Here is a 21,189-nt window from a genome sequence, read left to right as displayed (position 1 = left end):
TTCTCATCTAAATATATTCTGCATAAAACCCCTTGTAACCATTGGTTTAGAGCATTCAGCACATACATACAAAAGATGGCACTTGGCCTTTTCTATTTATTGCAAAGTGTTACATTATGTGGAATATTCCAAAAATACGTACGACATCGTACCTCTTCGTCCTCGGCTTACGAGATGGCGAGGATGCCGTGTTCGTGCTTGCCGGAACCGTGAAAAAAAAGAACGAAGCAGCCTAGGGTAGGACTCATGTCGCGTCGCATTGATAAAGGGAAACGCAGGGGGTACGCCTTTGCCGGATTGGTTACGCTGTTGATCGCCGCGGCTGGAACTGCGCATGGCGAGGCGCTCGACAGCACCGCGTCGGTGGGCAAGCGTCTGGCGGTAGCGGCTGACTGTGTGGCTTGCCACACGGCGCCAGGCGGCAAGGCTTTTGCGGGCGGCTATCCGCTCGGCTCACCGATGGGCACCATTTATTCGACCAATATCACGCCTTCGAAAACGGCCGGTATCGGCAATTACACGTCAGAGCAATTCGCCCGTGCGGTGCGTGACGGGGTGGCGGCCGATGGCACTCGGCTTTACCCGGCGATGCCCTACACCTCTTATTCGAAGATGACCGACAGCGACATTGCTGCGCTCTACGACTACTTCATGCATGAGGTGACGCCGGTCGATACGCCGAACCAGAAAACCGCTCTGGATTTCCCGTTCAATATCCGTGCATCGATGATTGGCTGGAACGCGCTGTTCCACAGCAAAACACGCTTCACACCGGATCCGGCCAAGTCCGCCGAGGTCAATCGTGGCGACTATCTGGTCAACGGCCTGGCTCACTGCGACACCTGTCATACACCGCGCAATGTCCTGATGGCGGCCGACAGCGCAAAGCCGTTGGCCGGCGGATCGCTGGGCAGTTGGTATGCCCCCAATATCACTTCCGACAAAGTCAGCGGCATCGGTGCCTGGTCGAGCGACGAGATCGTGGCCTATCTGCGTACCGGTCACGTCGAGGGCAAGGCCCAGGCAGCGGGGCCGATGGCCGAGGCGGTGGAGAACAGCCTGCAGCATCTGAGCGATGTGGATCTCAAGGCCATCGCGGCCTATCTGTTGCAGACCGCGCCGATCAAGACCGGGGAGAGCAAGGCCCGGCACGAGTACGGTCAGGCTTCGGTCGATGAATTGACGCTGCGCGGAGGCAAACCGGGGGACAACCCGGGCTGGCACATTTTCAGTGGCACTTGCGCCAACTGTCACCAGCCTGACGGTCAAGGCACGCGGGAATATCCATCGCTGTTTCACAACACCGCCACCAGTCGCAGCGACAACCTGATTGCGGCCATCGTGTATGGCGTGCACCGCGAAGTCGACGGTGTGGCCATCGACATGCCGGCATTCGGCCCGGACGCGCTGTTCACCGACCGCCTGAACGACCAGCAGATTGCCGACGTCAGCAACTACGTGCTGTCGCGCTACGGCAATGCCGACACGATTGTCACCGCCGCCGATGTGGCGCAGGTACGGGAAGGTGGTCCCAAGGCACCGCTGGCAGTGATGGCGAAGTTTACGATCCCGGTCATCATTCTCGTGTGCTTGTTGATCGGCCTGGGCGCATGGGCCTTGATTGCACGTCGGCGCAAGGAGGCCTGAGCAATGGACACTTCAATGACGCACAAACACGTAAAAACTCAAACCGAAGGCTCGACGGGGCTCACTCGCCGCAACCTGTTGCGCGGTTCCGTGACACTGGGGCTGGCGGCGATGATCGGTGGTGCGCTGCCCTGGCAGTCTGTGCTGGCAGCCCAGGTTTCCAGCGACGATTTCATTGCGCTTTCCCGGTTTCTGGTCAGTCGTGCGGTCAATCCGGTTCTGGCCGGTCGTTACTACGCCGCACTGGACAAGCGCGCGCCGAATTTCTCGACCAATGTAATTGCCCTGAAGCAATTGATCGGCGCACAGGGGTACAGGCATGTCGACGAATACCTGGCGCAGCCGAATCCGGATCCATCGCTGCGAGCCACGGCCACCAGCATCATTTCCGCCTGGTATCTGGGCATTGTCGGTGAGCCGGCGGATGCCGAGCTGATCAGCTATTCCCTCGCCATGATGTATCAGCCCACTCACGGCATTCTCATCATTCCAACCTACGGTGGCGGCCCGGATTCATGGGGTCCCAAACCAGCAGTCAATCAGGACTCGACAGTATGAGCAGCGATCAATTCGATGCCGATGTGGTGATCATCGGCTCCGGTGTCATGGGCGGCCTGATCGCCACGGGCCTGGCCAAAGCGAACAAGTCGGTGATCGTGCTCGAGGCCGGTCCTCGGGTGAATCGCCGTGATGTGGTGGAAACGTTCCGCAATGCTCCGGTGAAACTCTCGCTGGCCAATGCGAAGCTGCAGGGTGCCGGGTCGCCTTATCCGAGCCTGCCCCATGCGCCCTCTACCTATGGCGACTATCTGCAGCAGGTAGGGCCGGTGAAATACAACACCTCTTATCTGCGTGTGGTGGGCGGCACCACCTGGCATTTCGGGTCATCGCTGTGGCGCATGCTGCCCAACGATTTTCGTCTCAAGTCGTTGTATGGCCGTGGTCGTGACTGGCCCATCAGTTATGACGAACTGGAACCGTATTACGCTCGAGCTGAAATCGAACTGGGCGTTTCCGGCGTCGACGGCCAGGACGAAAGCGGGCAGGGCGGAGACGCCTATCCACCGCGCTCGATTCCCTATCCGATGGAAGGCCTGAAACCGAGCTACATGTTCAAGCGCCTTTCCGAATTGCTCAGCAAGGGCGGGTATAACCCGATCCTCGAGCCGAATGGCCGGGCAACCCGCCCCTATGGCAAACGGCCTCCCTGCGCCGGCAACAACAACTGCAACCCGGTGTGCCCGATCGCGGCGAAGTACGACGGTTCGATGCATATCGATGAAGCCGAGCGTCATGGCGCCAAGGTGCTGGACAACTCCGTGGTCTACAAGATCGAGGCGGGCGACGATGGAAAGATCACCGCGATCTGGTACATGCGCCCCGACAAGTCCAAACACAAACTGACCGCACGGGCCTTTGTGCTGGCGGCTTACGGTATCGAGTCGCCGAAGCTGCTGTTGATGTCGACCTCGGAAAAGTATCCGAACGGGATTGCCAACTCGTCGGATCAGGTCGGGCGCAACCTGATGGATCACACCGGCATCAGCATGAACGTCATGACCAAGGAAGACATGTGGCCGGGCGAAGGGCCGACGCAATTGCTGGTTTATCTGAACAGCCGCGATGGTGCGTTTCGCAACGATTATCCGAGCTACAAGATCAAGGTGCGCAACACCGTGCCGACGTCGCAGATCACTTCGAACCTGATTGCCAAAGGCGTGCTGGGCTCGAAGCTCGATGAGCAGATCCGGCTGCAATCGGCGCGCTCCCTGAACTGGGCTGTCGACTTCGAAACCTTGCCACTGCCGGAAAACCGGGTCACCCCGAGCAAGACCAAGTTCGACGCAATCGGTCTGCCGGTTCCCGAGATCTACTACAGCGTTCCCGACTACTGGCACGCCGGCAAAGAGAAGGCTCTGGAGGACTTCAAACAGTTTGCGAAACTGCTCGACGCCGACATCCTCAGCACCGACACGGGCTTCCAGAATCGGCAGCACATCATGGGCACCACCATCATGGGCGATGACCCGAAAGACTCCGTGGTGGACCGCGATTGCCGCAGTCACGACCATTCCAACCTCTTCATCGCAGGCACGAGCGTCATGCCATCGTCCTCCTGCGTGAACCCGACGCTGACAGGTGCGGCGTTGAGTATCCGGATTGCCGATGTGTTGGTGGCGGAGGTCTGAGAAGCGCCCTGAATTGAAAAGCCCCATGCAGAGACATCTGGTGGGGCTTTTTTGTATTTGGCGCCGTCCAATCCGGCTGTTGGAGGGAGCAGGCTGAACGCAAGTTTACAGGTCGACGCGATGGCTTGTTCTTGATGTATCCGCGTTGGAAGGTGAGAACCGCCGCGCAGGGTAATCCTTGCGCAACGAATCTTGAACCCTCGCTTCAAGAGAACCGCTGATCCGGCCGATAACCCATTCGGTGACTTCAGAGTCGCGCGAAATCGCTTGATAGCATTTGGCCGGCAGCTATCATCTGCGCGCCTGGAAATGGTCCATCCTCTTCAATTGCCTGGAAATCCTCGATGCTGTCGTATCACCAAAAGAGTTTTCTGATCGTCGATGATTTCTCGGATTTCCGCAGTTCCGTGCGTTCGATGTTGCGCGAGTTGGGCGTCAAGGATGTGGACACCGCCGACACCGGTGAGCAGGCGCTGAAAATGTGTGCGCAGAAGTCCTACGATTTCATCCTCCAGGACTTCCACCTCGGTGACGGCAAGAAGAACGGTCAGCAGGTGCTGGAAGACCTGATGATGGAAAAGCTGATCAGCCACGAAGCGGTGTTCGTGATGGTCACGGCCGAGACCAGTCAGGCGATGGTGCTCAGTGCCCTGGAGCACGAGCCGGACGCGTACCTGACCAAACCGTTCAACCGCTCCGGCCTCGCTCAGCGGCTGGAGCGTCTGGAGCAGCGCAAGACCCTGCTCAAGCCGATTCTGCAAGCCCTCGACCGTGGCAAACCGGTAGAGGTGCTCAACGCCTGCATCGCCTTGTGCAAACAGGACATCCGTTATTCGCCGCTGTGCCTGCGCTATCGCGCCGATGCGTTGCGCGACATGAACCAGAACGAAGCGCTCGAGCGTCTGTATGACAGCATCATCGCCGACCGCCCGTTGCCGTGGGCGTTTGCCGGGTTGGGCAAGTTGCTGTTCAAGCGTGGGCAGGTCAGTCAGGCCAAAGGCGTTTACGAAAAAGCCCTGAAGGTCTTCCCGATGATGCCGGCGCTGTATGACGGCATGGCTGACGTGCTGGTCGCCGAAGGCGATACCAAAGGCGCGCAGCAAGTGCTGGAGGAGGCGATTCGCCTGTCGCCGCTGGCAGTGCGCCGTCAGGCGTTGTTGGGCAAACTGGCGATGGCCAACGAAGATTTCGACACCGCCTCCCGGGCTTATCGCCAGGCGGTGAATCAGGGCGCGCAATCGCGCTTCAAGGATCCGGAAAGCAATCTCGGCCTGGCTCACGCGCTGATCAGCAAGGGCAGCGAACGCGGGCTCGATACCCGTACGCGTCTGGAGATCAACACCACGCTGAGCGCGGTGGCGAAAGAAAACCCGACCGACCCGGGCCTGCAGATTCGCGCGCGTCTGATGAAGGCCACGAGCCTGTTGCTCAACGATGCCGAGACCGCCGAGAAGCTCACCGAACAAGCGCTGATGCGCCTCGACGGCATGGAACAGTTCATGAGCCCCGAGGCGGCGTTGCTGGTCGCCAAGCAATTGCAGATGCTCGGCCAGGCCGAGGCGGGCACTTCGATGCTCAAGAGCTGTGCGGAAATCTACGGCGATGACCCGACGGTGATGAAAGACATTGCCAAGCTCACCGACGACCCGACTATTCTCAGCTCCAGCAACGCGGCCGCCGACCTCAACCGTCAGGGCGTGCGCGTGTACAAGACCGGCAACCTGGTGGAGGCCCGCGAGGTGTTCCGCAAGGCGCTGAAGATGCAACCGAAGAACATCAGTATCGCGCTGAACATGGCCCAGTCGCTGCTGCACGGCACCGACACCAATGTGCCGTCGGCGGAGCTGGAAGAATGTCGGGCCTGCCTGAAACTGGTGGGCATGATGCCCGATACCGACGCGCGTTATCCGCGTTATCAGAAGCTGAAAAGCAAGGCGTTTGGCGAATGAACCAAGACGAGCAGGCACTGGACTTTTCCACGGTGATCGCCTCCACCGTGCACGACATGAAGAACTCTCTGGCGATGCTGATGCAGGCCCACAGCCAATGGCTGGCGCGCCTGCCCGATGCGCAGCGCCAAGGGGCGGAGCAGGGCGTGATCGACTTTGAGTTCGCCCACCTCAACGGCATGCTGGTGCAGTTGCTCGGGCTGTACAAGCTCGGGGTGAATCAGATGCCGTTGCAGCCGGCCTATCACGAGCTGGACGATTTCATCGAGGCGCAACTGGCGGCGCATCAGGAAGTGTTCGCCAGTCGCGGAATCATCGCCACTTACGAAGTCGATCCGCTCAGTCCCCTGGGCTTTTTCGACCGTGAACTGATCGCCTCGGTGCTGGGCAACTGCATCAACAATGCGATCCGTTACGCCCGTGAATCGCTGCTGATCACCGTCAGCGACGAAGCCGGGCAACTGGTGCTGAGCATCAATGACGATGGCGACGGTTACCCGGCTGAAATGCTCGAGCGCCAGTCCGATTACGTGCAGGGCATCAACCACAGCAGTGGCAGCACCGGCCTCGGTCTGTACTTCGCCGGACGCATCGCTGCGCTGCATCAGCGCAACGGTGTTGGCGGCCGGACCGAGATCCGTAATGGCGGCCCGTTGGGCGGCGGCGTGTTCAGTATTTACCTGCCCTGAATCACGGATTCATCGACCGGAATTCTTTTTGTTGGCTGCTGCTTGATATTCCGAACAGCCGAAGCCTATTTTGTCCGGGTCGCCGTTCGCGGCTCGCACAATAACAAGGATTGCGTCATGACAACCGATGGCCAGCGTTCACTCGCGCAGCGATTGACGGGCATTGATGAGATTGAATGTGTCACGCCGGATTTGAACGGCGTGCCACGGGGCAAGGTAATGACCGCCGAGGGTTTCCTCGAAGGGCGGCGTTTGCAGTTGGCTCGGGGGGTGCTGCTGCAATGCATCATGGGCGGTTATCCCGCCGCGAAATTCTATGGCAGCGATGACGGCGATCTGGCGCTGGTGGCCGATCCTGCGCAAATCCATCCGTTGCCATGGAGTGAAGAGCCACGGGCCTTTGCAATCTGTGATGCCGACGAGCTGACCGGTGAAAGCTCCAACCTGTCGACCCGTGGCCAGCTCAAGAAAGTCATTGCCCGCTACGCAGCCCTCGGTCTGGCGCCGGTGGTGGCGACCGAACTCGAATTCTTTGTGTTCGCTCCTAACACCGACCCGACCCAGCCGTTCCAGCCGCCCGTCGGTCTCGACGGTCGTCGCGAGGACGGTCACTCGGCGTTCAGCGTCAGCTCCAATAACGGTCTGCGGCCGTTCTTCAGTGAAGTCTATAAATGCATGGCGGCCCTCGGTCTGCCGCGCGATACCTTCATGCACGAAATGGGCGTCAGCCAGTTCGAGATCAACCTGCTGCATGGCGATCCGCTGCTGCTGGCCGATCAGACCTTCCTGTTCAAGCACCTGCTCAAGGAAGTCGCACTCAAGCACGGCCTGACCGTGGTCTGCATGGCCAAGCCGCTGGCGCACACGCCGGGCAGTTCGATGCACATTCACCAGAGCATCGTCGAGATCGGCAGCGGCAAGAATGTGTTCAGCGATGCGGACGGTCAGCCGACCGCGATGTTCCGCCACTTCATCGGCGGGCAGCAGGCGGGCATGGCTGACTTCACCGCGCTGTTCGCGCCGAACGTCAATTCGTACCAGCGCCTGTGCCATCCGTTTGCGTCGCCGAACAACGCTTGCTGGTCCCACGACAACCGCGCCGCCGGCTTGCGTATTCCGGCCAGTTCGCCGGTTGCGCGTCGGGTCGAGAACCGCTTGCCGGGCGCCGATGCCAACCCGTATCTGGCCATCGCTGCGAGCCTGGCCGCCGGCTTGTACGGCATCGAGCATGAGCTGGAGCCAAGCGAAGCGATTCAGGGCGAGTTCGACGTGCCGGACAATCTTTCGCTGCCGTGCACCCTGCACGCGGCGCTTGAACGTCTGAAGCGCAGCCAGCTTGCAAAGGAACTGTTCGGCACGGAGTTCATCGAAGGCTACATCGCTTCGAAGACCATGGAGTTGACCAGTTTCTTTGATGAAATCACTCCCTGGGAACGCCGTGTTCTAGCAGCCCAGGCCTGACGAAATGTTGCCGTCGGGCTATCGTTTGATAGCCCGATACTTACCGCAAGGAGCCGCTCGGAACGCCGATGCGCCAAATCTGGAAATCCTTTCGAGCGCTGTATTTCGCCTCGCTGATGATGTTGATCGGCTCGGGCCTTCTTTCTACTTATCTGGCTTTGCGTCTGGCTGCCGACCATGTCGACGGGTTGTGGGTCGGTGCGTTGATGGCGGCCAACTATTTCGGTCTGGTGCTGGGCGGCAAGATCGGTCACCGCCTGATTGCCCGGGTCGGGCATATCCGCGCCTACTCGGCGTGTGCGGGGATCGTCGGCGCAGCGGTGCTCGGTCATGGTCTGGTGGACTGGCTGCCGGCCTGGCTGGTGCTGCGGACCATCGTCGGCCTCGGCATGATGTGCCAATACATGGTCATCGAGAGCTGGCTGAACGAGCAGGCTGACGCCAATCAGCGCGGCCTAGTGTTCAGCGGCTACATGATCGCATCGTATCTGGGGCTGGTGCTCGGTCAGCTGATTCTGGTCATGCACCCGGGCTTGGGCCTGGAACTGCTGATGCTGGTCGCGCTGTGCTTTGCCCTGTGTCTGGTGCCGGTGGCGCTGACCCGGCGGATTCACCCGGCACCGCTGCATCCGGCGCCGATGGAGCCGCGCTTCTTTATCAAGCGCGTGCCGCAGTCGCTGAGCACGGTGCTTGGTGCAGGTCTCATCATCGGTTCGTTCTACGGTCTGGCGCCGCTGTATGCCTCGCAGCAGGGGCTGTCCACCGAACAGGTCGGTCTGTTCATGGGTAGCTGCATTTTTGCCGGGCTGGTGGTGCAGTGGCCGTTGGGCTGGTTGTCCGACCGCTATGACCGGGCGCTGTTGATCCGCTGTTTCGCGTTCTTCCTCGCAATTGCTGCATTACCGCTGGCGATTCTGCCGCAGGTGCCACTGGAGGTGCTGTTCGTGGTCGGCTTCCTCTGCTCGCTGGTGCAGTTTTGCCTGTACCCGTTGGCGGTGGCGTTCTCCAACGACCACGTCGAAGGCGAGCGTCGGGTGTCGCTGACGGCGATGCTGCTGGTGACTTACGGCGTGGGCGCCAGTATCGGGCCGCTGGCGGCCGGGGTGCTGATGAAGCTGTTCGGGCCGCAGAGCCTGTATGCGTTCTTTACCTTTTTCGCGCTGGTGCTGGTGTGGCGGATCCGGCCGAAAGCCGTGACCAATCTGCACCAGGTCGACGATGCACCTCTGCATCACGTGGCGATGCCGGACAGCATGTCCAGTTCGCCGCTGGTGGCTGCGCTTGACCCGCGGGTCGACGAGCAGGTGGTGCAGGAGCAGATGCAGAATACGGTCGCTCCTGAACCGGAGCCAGAACCTGAACCAGAGCCAGAATCTGCCGCGCCCACCGACTCGACAGTCGAAGACGAGGGGCCGGACATCACTCCCGCCAAGCCGTGATCCGGGCATAAAAAACGGGCAGTCACCGCAGTGACTGCCCGTTTTTTATGCCTGCCGATCAGAGATCGTCTTTATCGAACCGACGCGCTTCGCGCTGCAGTTGATAAACGAAACGCTCGACGTTGCGGGCCGCCGGGCCGCTGATGTTGTGAAAGCGCAGGCCGGCGAAGGTGATGTTGAGCTTTTCTTCGAAGTGCAGGTAACGCAGCTCGACCGATACCGGTTGGTTGCCGAACAGCGGCGCGGCGATCAGGCGATCATAGACCTGGCCCAGTTGCAGGCGGTCAGTGATGTCGCCTTCGAAACGCAGCTTGCAACCGGTGGCAGAGATATCCAGCAGTTTGCCGCCGATCGGCGACTTGAGCTTTTCGCCACCCAGTTCGACGCTGACCAGGTCGGTCAGCTTCAGGGCGGCGCGAAAGGCATTGCGGCGCTGGTGATAAACCACTTCGGTGGGCAGGTCGCCGGTGTAGAAGCGGTCGCCGTCGGAATCCTTGATGCTCAGCGTGCCTGTGCATTCCCAGGCAATGCGCACGCCATCATGAAAGCCCTCAACCTTGAACGGTTCGCCTGCTTCCAGAAAACGTTCGCCGTCGCGCGGGATCATTTCATCAAGCTTGATCGAACCATTTTCGCGATCGACTTCAATCAGGTAGCTCTGGAAGCGCTGGCTACGCTCGTGGAACGTAATGATCAGCGGATCGTGGCTCTCTTGCAGCTGGCGCAGATTGCTGGAGATCTCCAGGGGCGTGGTGAGCACCTTTGGGGGCTGCGGAGCGTCATCGTTGGACACGTTAAATCAATCTCCAGACAAAATTTGACTACGGCTGGCCAGTATTTTGCCAGCATGTTTCGCACGTTGATAGGGCGCAAGCATAGAAGAAAGCATCACGCCTGGCTGAGCGCGCGCGGTTTCTGCAGTTTGGAGAAGGTGCCACTGGCATCGTAGAGCGCGGGAGGCTCGCCGCCGGTGAGGATTTTCAGCTGATTGGCCGTAGCGGCCTGCTGCATGATGATCGACTGGCCGTTCTTGACGTTGGCTGCCTGGCACTGGGCAATCAGGTCGGTCAGGACATCGCTCTGGCTCAGCAACTGGTCGCCGATGCTCGACTGGCTGGCCAGTTGTTCCAGACCTGCGCGGTCGAGGGACAGGTTGAGACTGGCGAGGATTTCGCTGCGCTTGCGGCCATGCTGTTCGAGCAGAATGATCAATGCCTGTTTGCGCGCCAGAATTTCTTCCAGCAGAGGCATGTCGCGACCGTGCAAGGCGAGGGACTCGGTTTGCAGTAACTCCAGCAATTGTTGAGCTGGAGCAAAGTCGTCGGTGATCAGTTGCAATAAATTAGTGTCGTGCATGGCTGGCCTTGGGTTTTAAGCGTCCAAAAGCCTGGCGCTGACCGAGGCCTAGCGCTGGGCTTCGAAATTGAGCAGTTTGCTGGCTACACGGTTGCTGTCGACTTTGTAGCTGCCATCGGCAATCGCTGCTTTCAACTCGGCCACGCGGGCTTTATCGACGGCAGGCTGATCGCGCAGCTTGTCAGTGACCTTCTGCAACTGTTGAGCCTCATTGCTGAGGTGTACCGATTCCCCGCTTTTTGCGGTACTGGCCTGTTCGGCCGGGGTATTCAGCGGCGCGGAGGTGCCGGTTTCGGCGGTTTCCTTGGCGTTGCTGGTACGCGTACTGCCCGTAAGTGACGAGGAGCTGTTCAAACGGCTGAAATCGATGACCATGTTAAAAACCTCTGGGAATTTGGACGCTTGCCATGTTCTCGGCCATCCCCTGGAAAACTTTAGGCTCATTTAGCAATGAGCTTGCATGCGCCGTTGCAGAACCTGCTGCGGCACAGTTTAGGGAACAGCTCTGGTCAGCGCCAGTTTTCTGCTTGAGTACTCAGGGGCTTTTCAAATATCCGTTCATACAGCCGCTCACATCACCGCTACATGGCCGTTCACATGGCAACTTCCACCTGGCCGGGCGCGATAACCTGCGCCTTGATAACCCGTTGGGAATTGAGGTTTTTCACCCGAATCTGTTCTTTCAGGCCACCGTTCGACAGGGCTTCGCCCGGCATGCGGACGGCGAGGGTGCCGCTGCGGGCGGTGATCACCACTTGATCGCCCTTGCGAACCACTTCCGCCTGTTCCAGATGCACCAGGGTGATGACTTGATCGGCTACCGTTGGTCGGGTCAATTTCTGCCCGATGGCTTCATCCACCGACGTCAGAAAACCCTGATTGATCGTGCTGACGTCGCGCTCGCGCAAGGTCACGTCCTGAGGCTCGATGATGCCGGCGCGTTTGAGTGGCCGCGTGGTGGTGACAATCTCGCGAAACAGGCGGACTTGAGCGGGCACGAACACCGTCCAGGGGGAGGCGCCTTCGCAGCGGACCTTGACCGTGACACGGCCCAGAGGGCGTGCCGGACTCTCCAGTGTCGCTGTCAATTCCTTGTCGCACATAGGCATGCGCATGCGGGGATCGAGCTGGTTGACCTCAATTTCATAACGGCCTTCCGTTTGACTGGTAGCCAGATAGTCTTCTACGGTGAATTCAAGAAAGCCCTGAGTGACGCCGATAAGCATGTCAGGCAAGGTAACCGCATCAGCACCGGCAGGGCTGCCAGCGAAAAAAAGGCAAACGGCGGACATCGCGCAAAGCCCTCTGCGGAGGGGAGATGTCAGGCGTCGGAAAAATGTCGTTTGAGCGTTCATACGAGTTAAAAAGCAAGCGCCGTGCCGTTTAGCAATGAATGTGCGTCGCAACAACACTTGGCGTTGGTGTAGGAGTCTGGGCATGGCTGGTGTAATGGATTCGGTGAACCAGCGCACGCAACTGGTGGGGCAGAATCGCCTGGAGCTGTTGTTGTTCCGTCTCGACGGCCAGCAGCTCTACGGGATCAACGTGTTCAAGGTTCGGGAAGTGCTGCAATGCCCGCAACTGACGGTGATGCCCAAGTCCAGTCCTGTCGTGTGCGGGGTGGCGAATATCCGGGGGGCGACCATTCCGATCCTTGATCTGGCGATGGCGACCGGCTCCGGTGCTTTGAAAGACAAGAACAGTCCGTTCGTGATCATCACGGAATACAACACCAAGACCCAGGGTTTCCTGGTGCGCTCGGTGGAACGTATCGTGAACATGAACTGGGAAGAGATCCATCCGCCGCCCAAGGGCACCGGACGCGATCATTACCTGACCGCTGTGACTCGGGTCGACAATCAGTTAGTCGAAATCATCGACGTCGAGAAGGTGCTGGCGGAAGTTGCGCCGACCCCGGAAGCGATTTCGGTCGGCGTGGTGGATGTCGAGACCCAGAGCAAGGCGTTGTCGCTGCGGGTGCTGACGGTCGATGACTCGTCGGTGGCGCGCAAGCAGGTGACGCGTTGCCTGCAGACGGTCGGTGTCGAAGTGGTGGCGTTGAACGACGGCAAGCAGGCGCTGGATTACCTGCGCAAGCTGGTCGACGAGGGCAAGAAGCCGGAAGAAGAGTTCCTGATGATGATCTCCGACATCGAAATGCCGGAGATGGACGGGTACACCCTGACGGCCGAGATCCGCAGCGACCCTCGGATGCAAAAGCTTCATATCATCCTGCATACTTCGTTGTCGGGTGTGTTCAATCAGGCGATGGTCAAGAAAGTCGGTGCCGATGACTTCCTGGCCAAGTTCCGTCCTGATGACCTGGCATCCCGGGTAGTCGACCGGATCAAAGCAGCAGATATCAGCTAAGGGCCTTCTGCCCCTGGCGTTCAACACGATTTAAGAGGCGGCATCATTTGTCTACGGGTAATTTGGATTTCGAACAGTTCCGGGTCTTCCTGGAAAAAGCCTGTGGCATTTTGCTCGGTGAAAACAAGCAGTACCTGGTGTCGAGCCGTCTCAACAAACTGATGGAGCAGCAAGGCATCAAGTCCCTGGGTGAGCTGGTTCAGCGCATCCAGACCCAGCCGCGCAGCGGTTTGCGCGAGCAGGTGGTCGATGCCATGACGACCAACGAAACCCTGTGGTTTCGTGACACCTATCCGTTTGAAGTCTTGAAGAACAAGGTGCTGCCCGAGGCGATCAAGGCCGCTCCCAACCAGCGTCTGCGGATCTGGTCGGCGGCCTGCTCGTCGGGTCAGGAACCCTATTCGCTGTCGATGTCGATCGATGAATTCGAGCGGACCAACATCGGTCAGTTGAAGATGGGTGTGCAGATCGTTGCCACGGATCTGTCCGGCAGCATGCTGACCAACTGCAAGACCGGCGAGTACGACAGCCTGGCGATCGGTCGCGGTCTGTCCGCCGATCGTCTGCAGCGCTACTTCGACCCGAAAGGGCCGGGGCGCTGGGTGATCAAGGCGCCGATCAAGAACCGGGTGGAATTCCGCTCGTTCAACCTGCTCGACAGCTACGCAAGCCTGGGCAAGTTCGACATCGTGTTCTGCCGCAACGTGCTGATCTACTTCTCCGCCGAGGTGAAGAAGGACATCCTGTTGCGCATTCACAGCACGCTGAAGCCGGGCGGTTATCTGTTCCTTGGCGCTTCCGAGGCGCTGAACGGTCTGCCGGATCATTACCAGATGGTTCAGTGCAGCCCGGGGATCATCTACCAGGCGAAGTGATAAAGACCGGCAACACAAGAAACGGGAGTCCTCAGGGGCTCCCGTTTTTTTATGCCTGAAGGTTTTGCCGGTGGCAGGTGGCGGCAGAAAAGCGGCATCCGGCGGAAACCGGTTGCCGCTTTTCTGGCATTGCCGCGTTGCCGGTTCCGCGCAAAGCCCCGTAATCCGGGGCTTTCTCAAACTGGCACGCCGCTTGCTATAACCCTGTTACGAAAAATCCGGTCACCTGAAGGTTCCCGACATGAGCATCAGCTTCGATAAAGCGCTCGGCATTCACGAAAAGGCTCTGGGCTTCCGCGCCCAGCGTGCCGAAGTGCTGGCCAACAACATCGCCAACGCCGACACCCCGAACTACAAGGCGCGGGATCTGGAGTTCTCCAAAGTGCTCGAAGCACAGAGCCAGAAGAACGCCAACGGCACCATCGCCCTGAACATGACCAACAGCCGTCACATCGAAGCTGAAGGCCTGGGCAATGGCGACGAGTCGCTGATGTATCGCACGCCGATGCAGCCGTCGATCGACCAGAACACCGTGGACGCCCAGCTGGAACAGTCGAACTACGCGGAAAACGCGGTCGGCTTCCAGGCCAGCTTCACCCTGCTCAACAGCAAATTCAAAGGGCTGGTCTCAGCCCTGCGCGGAGAGTAATCCATGTCCCTGTCCAGCGTTTTCAACATTGCCGGCAGCGGCATGAGCGCCCAGACCACCCGTCTCAACACCGTGGCGTCGAACATCGCCAACGCCGAGACCGTCTCGTCGAGCATCGACCAGACCTACCGCGCCCGTCACCCGGTATTCGCCACCATGTTCCAGGGCGGCCAGAGCGGCGGCAGCAATTCGCTGTTCCAGAACCAGGACGCAGCCGGCCAGGGCGTGCAGGTCATGGGCGTGGTCGAAGACCAGAGCAACCTCGAAGCGCGCTACGAGCCGAACCATCCGGCGGCCGACGCCAAAGGCTACGTCTACTACCCGAACGTCAACGTGGTGGAAGAAATGGCTGACATGATTTCCGCGAGCCGGTCGTTCCAGACCAACGCCGAAATGATGAACACCGCCAAAACCATGATGCAGAAGGTACTGACCCTCGGTCAGTAATAAGGGGCGACTGCCATGAGTGTTACCGATACCACCAGCAGCCTGACGATGAACGACATACTGGCCAATTCTTCGAAGAAGACCAGTAGCACCACCGCCGGCGGCATCGCTTCGGCCACCAACAGTTCGACCGGCGGCCAGGCCTTGGGCAAGGACGCGTTCCTGCAACTGCTGGTGACCCAGCTGAAGAACCAGAACCCGCTCGACCCGCAGGACAACAGCGCATTCGTTGCCCAGCTGGCGCAGTTCAGCAGCCTTGAGGGGATTACCACCCTCAACAGCACTGTCAGTTCGCTGGCCGGCAACTACAACTCGTCGCAAGCCCTGCAGGCTTCGTCGCTGGTCGGCCGCAACGTGATCGTGCAGACCAACTCGGTCCAGCTCGACGATCCGAGCAAAGGCATGACCGGTTCGGTCACCGTTCCGTCGTCGATTGCCGGCGGTACCGTCTCCATCACCGACAGCAGCGGCACCGTTGTTCGCACCATCGATCTGGGCAGTCGCGCCGCAGGCGACGCGAGCTTCACCTGGGACGGCAAGGACAAGGACGGCAACCTGGTGAAAACCGGTACCTACACCGTCAAGGCCAACGCCTCGATCAACGGCACCGCGACCGACCTGGCGACCTACCTGCCAGCCACGGTCACCAGCGTGACGATCAGCCAGACCGGTGGCGAGCTGATGCTCAACCTGTCCGGCAAGGGCACCGTTGCCCTGTCCAAAGTACAAACCATTGGTATATAGAGCCGACTAACCGGCACAAAGGAGTGGAATATGTCTTTCAATATCGGCCTTAGCGGTCTCTATGCAGCCAACAAGCAACTGGACGTGACCGGCAACAACATCGCCAACGTCGCGACCGCCGGTTTCAAATCGTCCCGTGCAGAATTCGAAGACGTCTACTCGGCCACTCGCCTGGGTAGCGGCAGCAAGGTCATCGGTAACGGTGTGCGCCTGGCCAACGTTTCCCAGCAGTTCACCCAGGGCGACATCAACAACACCGGCAACGTGCTGGACATGGGCATCAACGGTTCGGGCTTCTTCACCCTGAGCAACAACGGCTCGATCTCCTACACCCGTGCCGGTACGTTCAAGGTCGACAAGGACGGCTTCATCACCAACACCGACTACACCTCGCGTCTGCAAGGCTACGGTGTGGACTCCAACGGCAAGGTCATCAACGGCGTGTTGACCGATCTGAAGATCGACACCTCGAACCTGGCGCCGAAGTCCACCTCGCTGGTGACCTCGACCATCAACCTGAACTCGACCGCTCCGGTGATCGACGACACAGTGGCGGCCGGCAAGTTCGACCCTAGCAAGACCGAGACTTACACCAAGTCGTTCAGCACCCCGATCTATGACAGCCAGGGTAACGCCCACGTCATGGACCAGTACATGGTGAAAACCGGTGCCAACACCTGGAAGGTCTACACCCTGGTGGACGGTCGTAACCCGGATGCTACCGGTAGCGATCCGAAAGTCACCGCACCTGTTGCTTCGACCATGACCTTCGACTCCACCGGTCAACTGACTCAGGTCAGCACGCCGCCTGCCGTGATCAGCAGCGACCTGAAACTCACTGGCTGGGTACCGGGTACTGTCACCAACGGCGTGTGGAAGGCCAACGGCGCTTCGGCGAACCCGGCTGGCATCACCATTTCGATGGCCAAGACCACTCAGTTCAACGCTGACACCGCGCGTTCGATCCCGACTCAGGATGGTTACGCGACTGGCCAGATCACCAACCTGACCATCGACGGTACCGGTACGCTGTTTGCCAACTTTAGCAACAACCAGAGCAAGGCCATCGGCCAGGTTGCGCTGGCGAGCTTCACCAACGAGCAGGGTCTGCAGCCTATCGGTGGTACCAGCTGGAAAGAGACTTACGCTTCGGGTATTCCGGGCTACGACGCGCCGGAGACCGGTACGCTGGGTTCGGTTGTTTCGAACTCGCTGGAGGAGTCGAACGTTAACCTGACCAATGAGCTGGTTGATCTGATCAAGGGTCAGAGCAACTATCAGGCGAACGCCAAGACCATTTCGACTCAGAGCACTATCATGCAGACCATTATTCAGATGACCTGATTTCTGGGTTTTGGCTGGTTAAGGAGCCCCTCTTTTTGAGGGGCTTTTTTTGGCTTGGGTTTGGGGGTGGATCCGTTGCTTCGGGTGTTGCGGATTATGGTTCCGCCCTTACGGCGGGTCACTTTGGCAAACGCCCCAAAGTAACCAAAGGTCTGGACCCCGGCGTTCGGCCCCTCGCTTTGGCTCGGTGTTCCTTCGTTCCGGGATTCATCCGGGGGCATCGCCTACGGTTTGCTTCGCTGCACCTCCTCTCGATGCATGCGGCTTCGCCGCACGGTCGCTGCGCTCCCACCCCCGGATAAATCCCTCCACTCAGCCTTCCGATGGGGCCGGCACGTCAAAAGCGGTACTCGAGCTAACGCTCATCGTGTTGAGTGGTGGGAAGCCAAAGCCAAAGCAGAAGAAGCAGCAGGAGTCGAGTTGCATGCTTTTTAAAACCCGAGTTCAAATCGGTATTTCACGTCGGCGTACCTCCCCAAAACACCTCGGTCAGTTCCCTCTCCCTCTGGGCGGTCCGACGTTTCGGGAGGGTTAGGGTGAGGGCGGCTTTTGCTTTTTGCGCGGGCAAAAGAAAACCCCCGACAAACCAGAAGTCTGTCGGGGGGGTTCTCGGATCAGGCGTTTCGCAACGCCTGATTCAGCTCAGCTTATTGGCAAGCTTCGCAATCCGGCTCGTCGATGGCGCAAGCCTTCGGTACTGGAGCAGGGCCGGCAGGGGCTGCCAGGACCGAGTCGTCGCCGTGGTTGCCGCCGCTGGATACAGCGTTCAGCTTGCCGGTGTTGATGGTCGACTTCTCGGTGCTGGTCGCGGCCAGGGCACGGAGGTAGTAGGTGGTTTTCAGACCACGGTACCAGGCCATGCGGTAGGTCACGTCCAGCTTCTTGCCCGATGCGCCGGCGATGTACAGGTTCAGCGACTGGGCCTGGTCGATCCACTTCTGACGACGGCTGGCGGCGTCAACGATCCACTTGGTGTCCACTTCGAACGCGGTCGCGTAGAGCTCTTTGAGTTCTTGCGGGATGCGCTCGATCTGCTGAACCGAACCGTCGTAGTACTTCAGGTCGTTGATCATGACCGAGTCCCACAGACCGCGAGCCTTCAGGTCGCGAACCAGGTACGGGTTGATCACGGTGAATTCGCCCGACAGGTTCGATTTCACATACAGGTTCTGGTAGGTCGGTTCGATCGACTGCGATACGCCGGTGATGTTGGCGATGGTAGCGGTCGGTGCGATGGCCATGATGTTCGAGTTACGGATGCCTTTCTGTACACGGGCGCGAACCGGTGCCCAGTCCAGGGACTCGGTCAGGTCGACGTCGATGTACTTCTGGCCACGTGCTTCGATCAGGATCTGTTGCGAATCCAGCGGCAGTACGCCTTTGGACCACAGCGAACCCTGGAACGTCTCGTACGAGCCGCGCTCGTCAGCCAGGTCGCAGGAAGCCTGGATCGCGTAGTAGCTGACCGCTTCCATCGACTTGTCGGCGAACTCGACGGCAGCGTCGGAGCCGTAAGGAATGTGCTGCAGGTACAGCGCGTCCTGGAAGCCCATGATGCCCAGGCCGACCGGACGGTGGCGGAAGTTGGAGTTCTTCGCCTGCGGTACCGAGTAGTAGTTGATGTCGATCACGTTGTCGAGCATGCGCACGGCTACATCGATGGTGCGCTTGAGCTTGGCGGTGTCCAGCTTGCCGTCGACGATGTGGTTCGGCAGGTTGATCGAGCCCAGGTTGCAGACCGCGATCTCGTCCTTGTTGGTGTTCAAGGTGATCTCGGTGCACAGGTTCGAGCTGTGAACAACGCCGACGTGCTGCTGCGGGCTGCGCAGGTTGCACGGATCCTTGAAAGTCAGCCATGGGTGGCCGGTTTCGAACAGCATCGACAGCATCTTGCGCCACAGGTCTTTGGCCTGGATGGTCTTGAACAGTTTGACCTTGCCTGGGTACTCGGTCAGGGCTTCGTAGTACTCGTAGCGCTCTTCGAAGGCCTTGCCGGTCAGGTCGTGCAGGTCCGGTACTTCGGACGGCGAGAACAGGGTCCACTTGCCGTCATCGAAGACGCGCTTCATGAACAGGTCAGGGATCCAGTTGGCAGTGTTCATGTCGTGGGTACGACGACGGTCATCACCGGTGTTCTTGCGGAGTTCGATGAACTCCTCGATGTCCATGTGCCAGGTTTCCAGGTAGGCACACACAGCGCCTTTGCGCTTGCCACCCTGGTTAACGGCAACGGCGGTGTCGTTCACCACTTTCAGGAACGGAACCACGCCTTGCGACTTGCCGTTGGTGCCCTTGATGTAAGAACCCAGTGCACGAACCGGAGTCCAGTCGTTGCCCAGGCCGCCAGCGAATTTCGACAGCATGGCGTTGTCGTGGATCGCGTGGTAGATGCCCGACAGGTCATCCGGCACGGTGGTCAGGTAGCAGCTCGACAGCTGTGGACGCAGGGTACCGGCGTTGAACAGGGTCGGGGTCGAAGCCATGTAGTCGAACGAGGACAGCAGGTTGTAGAACTCGATCGCACGGTCTTCTTTCTGCTTCTCTTCGATCGCCAGGCCCATGGCCACGCGCATGAAGAAGATCTGCGGCAGTTCGAAGCGCACGCCATCCTTGTGGATGAAGTAACGGTCGTACAGGGTCTGCAGGCCCAGGTAGGTGAATTGCTGGTCGCGCTCGTGGTTGATCGCCTTGCCCAGTTTTTCCAGGTCGAAGGAGGCCAGCACAGGGTTCAGCAGTTCGAACTCGATACCTTTGGCGACGTAGGCCGGCAGGGCCTTGGCGTACAGGTCGGCCATTTCGTGGTGAGTGGCGCTCTCGGCCACGCCCAGGAAGCCCAGGCCTTCGGCACGCAGGGTGTCCATCAGCAGGCGGGCGGTCACGAACGAGTAGTTCGGCTCGCGCTCGACCAGGGTACGCGCGGTCATTACCAGCGCGGTGTTGACGTCGTTCAGGGCCACGCCGTCGTACAGGTTCTTCAGGGTTTCGCGCTGGATCAGGTCGCCGTCGACTTCGGCCAGACCTTCGCAGGCTTCAGTGACGATGGTGTTCAGGCGGCCCATGTCCAGCGGCGCGAGGCTGCCGTCGGCGCGAGTGATGCGGATCGACGGGTGCGCCTGTACCGGTTCTTCGGCGGTGGTGCGAACGGCGCGTTCCTTGGAACGGGCGTCACGGTAGATCACGTAGTCGCGAGCCACTTTCTGCTCGCCGGCACGCATCAGGGCCAGTTCGACCTGGTCCTGGATTTCTTCGATGTGGATGGTGCCGCCCGACGGCATGCGACGCTTGAAGGTCGCGGTGACCTGTTCGGTCAGACGGGCAACGGTGTCGTGGATTCGCGACGAAGCGGCAGCGGTGCCGCCCTCAACTGCGAGAAACGCTTTGGTGATAGCGACGGTGATCTTGTCATCGGTGTAAGGAACGACAGTGCCATTACGCTTGATCACACGCAGTTGGCCAGGCGCGGTGGCAGCCAGATCCGAATTCGAATCGGCGGCCTGCGGCAAGGTGCCCTGCGGGTTCTCGCGAGTTGTGTCGGTTTGCATGGGTGTCTCCACGTTCTCTATGTTTGTTTGGGCACCATCACGGTGCCCACCGTTCCGTCCTGAAGCACTACGACCGGCAGTAGCCGGGTAACGACTTCGGGACAGTTCAGGAAGGGGGCCTTGTGGGCGCCGCTTCCATGCCGAAGTCTTCGGTTCGCGCGATACGCGTGAAACCGCATTCCTTTCGGGGAGCAGTTTGGGACTGCAACACCCGTACCGTTTACGCCGTGATCGGCTGAAAAACGGTAGCCATCCGCAGGCGCGGTTTGGGCTTCTGAAAATACGTTTGGTTCAACCCGACAATGGCAATAAAAAGCCTTGAATTCACTGTCCGGTTTGTGTTTGGTTTTTTGGCCTCAACCCCTACATGTAGGGTTTTTTCAAGCGCGGGCTACAAGATAATGCGTTTTGGGGGAGGATTGCAACGGACAGCCTGTGGATAACCCTGTGCGTAAATTGTGTGCGAAATGTCGAATTCACGTGTAGGC

Annotated in this window: 18 protein-coding genes; 13 read left to right on the top strand and 5 right to left on the bottom strand. The window is 59.6% G+C overall.

The window, feature by feature from the left end; all coding sequences use genetic code 11:
* The first annotated feature begins 246 nt into the window (after positions 1–246).
* From LOY31_RS21925 to LOY31_RS21895, 7 genes are all read left to right on the top strand, one after another.
* Complete coding sequence (locus LOY31_RS21925; RefSeq protein ID WP_221533754.1) at positions 247–1,647, top strand: cytochrome c; 1,401 nt, start codon at positions 247–249, stop codon at positions 1,645–1,647.
* 3 nt (positions 1,648–1,650) lie between these two features.
* Positions 1,651–2,205 (top strand): sugar dehydrogenase complex small subunit, encoded by a 555-nt coding sequence (locus LOY31_RS21920; protein ID WP_127799415.1) that lies wholly within the window; start codon positions 1,651–1,653, stop codon positions 2,203–2,205.
* A complete protein-coding gene (locus tag LOY31_RS21915) occupies positions 2,202–3,836 on the top strand; it encodes a GMC family oxidoreductase (RefSeq protein ID WP_039772094.1) in 1,635 nt (544 codons plus the stop codon). Before LOY31_RS21920 ends, LOY31_RS21915 begins: the two co-directional genes overlap by 4 nt.
* A gap of 344 nt (positions 3,837–4,180) precedes the next feature.
* Entirely contained in the window at positions 4,181–5,785 is a 1,605-nt protein-coding gene (locus LOY31_RS21910) for a tetratricopeptide repeat-containing response regulator (protein WP_085745116.1), read from the top strand.
* Positions 5,782–6,474 carry a sensor histidine kinase KdpD gene (locus LOY31_RS21905; RefSeq protein ID WP_085683595.1) on the top strand — a complete coding sequence of 231 codons (693 nt, stop codon included), beginning with the start codon at positions 5,782–5,784 and terminating at the stop codon, positions 6,472–6,474. Before LOY31_RS21910 ends, LOY31_RS21905 begins: the two co-directional genes overlap by 4 nt.
* A gap of 219 nt (positions 6,475–6,693) precedes the next feature.
* The gene (locus LOY31_RS21900; RefSeq protein ID WP_178076177.1) at positions 6,694–7,935 is read left to right on the top strand and encodes a glutamine synthetase family protein; all 1,242 of its coding nucleotides are present in this window, start codon (positions 6,694–6,696) and stop codon (positions 7,933–7,935) included.
* 68 nt (positions 7,936–8,003) lie between these two features.
* Complete coding sequence (locus LOY31_RS21895) at positions 8,004–9,374, top strand: MFS transporter (RefSeq protein WP_085607430.1); 1,371 nt, start codon at positions 8,004–8,006, stop codon at positions 9,372–9,374.
* Positions 9,375–9,432: 58 nt separating this feature from the next.
* On the opposite strand, the gene LOY31_RS21890 is transcribed toward LOY31_RS21895, so the two are convergent.
* From LOY31_RS21890 to flgA, 4 genes are all read right to left on the bottom strand, one after another.
* A complete protein-coding gene (locus tag LOY31_RS21890; RefSeq protein ID WP_085607428.1) occupies positions 9,433–10,167 on the bottom strand; it encodes a flagellar brake protein in 735 nt (244 codons plus the stop codon).
* A 95-nt stretch (positions 10,168–10,262) separates the two neighbouring features.
* On the bottom strand, positions 10,263–10,730 hold the full coding sequence (locus tag LOY31_RS21885; RefSeq protein ID WP_007960323.1) for a flagella synthesis protein FlgN: 468 nt from the start codon (positions 10,728–10,730) through the stop codon (positions 10,263–10,265).
* A 48-nt stretch (positions 10,731–10,778) separates the two neighbouring features.
* Positions 10,779–11,105, bottom strand: coding sequence for a flagellar biosynthesis anti-sigma factor FlgM (gene flgM / locus LOY31_RS21880; RefSeq protein ID WP_007960324.1), 327 nt, complete (start codon positions 11,103–11,105; stop codon positions 10,779–10,781).
* A 218-nt stretch (positions 11,106–11,323) separates the two neighbouring features.
* A complete protein-coding gene (gene flgA / locus LOY31_RS21875) occupies positions 11,324–12,085 on the bottom strand; it encodes a flagellar basal body P-ring formation chaperone FlgA (protein WP_081493604.1) in 762 nt (253 codons plus the stop codon).
* Positions 12,086–12,167: 82 nt separating this feature from the next.
* Here flgA and LOY31_RS21870 point away from each other — a divergent pair, with 82 nt between their 5' ends.
* The 6 genes from LOY31_RS21870 to flgE all read left to right on the top strand — a co-directional run bounded on the left by LOY31_RS21870 (position 12,168) and on the right by flgE (position 17,159).
* Positions 12,168–13,100 carry a chemotaxis protein CheV gene (locus tag LOY31_RS21870; protein WP_085607426.1) on the top strand — a complete coding sequence of 311 codons (933 nt, stop codon included), beginning with the start codon at positions 12,168–12,170 and terminating at the stop codon, positions 13,098–13,100.
* A gap of 47 nt (positions 13,101–13,147) precedes the next feature.
* Positions 13,148–13,975, top strand: a complete 828-nt coding sequence (cheR, locus tag LOY31_RS21865) for a protein-glutamate O-methyltransferase CheR (protein ID WP_007960327.1) — start codon at positions 13,148–13,150, stop codon at positions 13,973–13,975.
* Between the two features lie 241 nt (positions 13,976–14,216).
* Positions 14,217–14,624, top strand: coding sequence for a flagellar basal body rod protein FlgB (gene flgB / locus LOY31_RS21860; protein ID WP_007960328.1), 408 nt, complete (start codon positions 14,217–14,219; stop codon positions 14,622–14,624).
* A 3-nt stretch (positions 14,625–14,627) separates the two neighbouring features.
* The gene (flgC, locus tag LOY31_RS21855; RefSeq protein WP_007960329.1) at positions 14,628–15,071 is read left to right on the top strand and encodes a flagellar basal body rod protein FlgC; all 444 of its coding nucleotides are present in this window, start codon (positions 14,628–14,630) and stop codon (positions 15,069–15,071) included.
* Positions 15,072–15,086: 15 nt separating this feature from the next.
* Positions 15,087–15,815: a flagellar hook assembly protein FlgD gene (gene flgD, locus LOY31_RS21850; protein WP_085607422.1), complete on the top strand. Its 729-nt coding sequence runs from the start codon at positions 15,087–15,089 to the stop codon at positions 15,813–15,815.
* A gap of 30 nt (positions 15,816–15,845) precedes the next feature.
* Positions 15,846–17,159 carry a flagellar hook protein FlgE gene (gene flgE, locus LOY31_RS21845; protein ID WP_221533757.1) on the top strand — a complete coding sequence of 438 codons (1,314 nt, stop codon included), beginning with the start codon at positions 15,846–15,848 and terminating at the stop codon, positions 17,157–17,159.
* 647 nt (positions 17,160–17,806) lie between these two features.
* Here flgE and LOY31_RS21840 read toward each other — a convergent pair.
* Positions 17,807–20,701, bottom strand: a complete 2,895-nt coding sequence (locus tag LOY31_RS21840; RefSeq protein WP_127799403.1) for a ribonucleoside-diphosphate reductase subunit alpha — start codon at positions 20,699–20,701, stop codon at positions 17,807–17,809.
* Between the last annotated feature and the right edge of the window lie 488 nt (positions 20,702–21,189).

This window comes from Pseudomonas sp. B21-021 (genome assembly GCF_024749205.1).
GTDB lineage: Bacteria > Pseudomonadota > Gammaproteobacteria > Pseudomonadales > Pseudomonadaceae > Aquipseudomonas > Aquipseudomonas paraglycinae.
The sequence above is the reverse complement of the archived record's forward strand: the minus strand, read 5'-3'. Positions and strand labels throughout refer to the sequence as shown.